Genomic DNA, 1,350 nt, shown 5'->3' on the forward strand with positions numbered 1-1,350 from the left:
AGTTTGAGGATCACGCTCCTTGGAAAGCAAGAAAGCTCATCATTGGAGAAAGAGCAGGAAAACGTCCTGCATTACCGGAGCACCTGCAGGTGCAGAATGTGGAATCTTCCAGACTATTAAAAGCAGCTGAACGAAAGAATGAGAAACGCAAAAGCGAACAGAAGACTGCCGTAACCTTCCGTGGCGTTTGGAAGGAGGATGATTCTCTTGTTTGAAGCTTTTTACGAAATGGAAAATACCCCTTTTACCCGAAATCTGCCAACGGAACAGCTCTATGATTCTTCCATGACGCAAGAAATCCTCGGAAGACTGAAATATGCAGCTGAAAGACAGCTTTTTGCCATCCTGAGTGGAGATAGTGGCACCGGAAAAACAACGACAATCCGTAAGTTCGTGGACAAACTGGACAAAGGGAAATTCCACGTCCTTTATCTGTCCGATTCGAAGTTAACTCCTCGCCATTTTTACAAAGGTCTATTAGAACAGTTAGGCTCTGAAGCAAAGTTTTATCGAGGAGATGCAAAACGGCAACTACATCGGGAGATTGAATTAATGAAAGGAATACGAGGACTCCAACCTGTTGTGGTAGTGGATGAAGCTCACCTGCTCGATCGGGAAATGCTTGAAGAGGTTCGATTCCTTCTGAATTTTAAGATGGATTCGCAAAGCCCGATGGCACTTATTCTCGTCGGTCAAAGTGAATTGTGGGATCGACTTCGACTCCAGTCCTATGCAGCGATTCGTCAAAGAATCGATATCCAATTCCAGTTAGGCCATCTAGACCGTGCCCAAGTTGGGGAGTATGTTTCCAGGCATCTTCGGTATGCCGGAGTGGATCAACCCATATTTTCTGACGGAGCCCTAGATGAAATCCATCGGTTCTCTGGTGGAGCAGCTAGACTCATTAATAAACTCTGCACCCATAGCCTTTTATACGGCTCACAAAATGGTCGAAGAATCATTGACGATCATATGATTAAGCAAGTCATCCAGGGGGAACTTTCATGAAGGGCCGCTGGAAAGATATGAATTACAATGAAGAGTTGGACTGTTGGGTTGTATTTTTGGGGGATAATTCAGGTTATAAAATGCGGTGTGGGGAATGGTTTGAGCTTCATCTAGGATACGGACAGATTCTTTCCTGCCGTCTAGAATTGGGCAGAGACTGGTATATTCTAACCGGTCGAAATGAAGTCAGGTTTTATCTAAAGAAAAATGAAACGTATCAAGTAGATGTATAAGAATGTTCGGGAAGCAATGACAGCTTCCCTTTCGTTTTGGTCAGTGAATCCGTCAGTTTCAGGACAACTAGCGTCGACAATTTCGGGTCATTATAAAACGTCATTAACA

2 protein-coding genes and 1 pseudogene are annotated in these 1,350 nt (G+C 44.1%); all 3 read left to right on the forward strand.

Going from position 1 to position 1,350, the window contains the following annotated elements:
- A pseudogene (locus BFI01S_RS23625) lies at window positions 1–215 on the forward strand (transposase); the annotation flags it as partial.
- Window positions 208–1,008 (forward strand): ExeA family protein, encoded by an 801-nt coding sequence (locus BFI01S_RS21935; protein ID WP_061794454.1) that lies wholly within the window; start codon window positions 208–210, stop codon window positions 1,006–1,008. The pseudogene BFI01S_RS23625 and the gene BFI01S_RS21935, both read left to right, overlap by 8 nt.
- Entirely contained in the window at window positions 1,005–1,241 is a 237-nt protein-coding gene (locus BFI01S_RS21940; protein ID WP_061794455.1) for a DUF5348 domain-containing protein, read from the forward strand. The genes BFI01S_RS21935 and BFI01S_RS21940 overlap by 4 nt, the downstream gene beginning before the upstream one ends.
- Window positions 1,242–1,350: the final 109 nt, after the last annotated feature.

The organism is Cytobacillus firmus NBRC 15306, assembly GCF_001591465.1.
In the GTDB taxonomy this organism is placed as follows: Bacteria; Bacillota; Bacilli; order Bacillales; family Cytobacillaceae; genus Cytobacillus; species Cytobacillus firmus.

Coding starts and splice junctions, on each gene's coding strand:
- BFI01S_RS21940 (WP_061794455.1), top strand. CDS start 1,005: ATGAAGGGCCGCTGGAAAGATATGAATTACAATGAAGAGTTGGACTGT.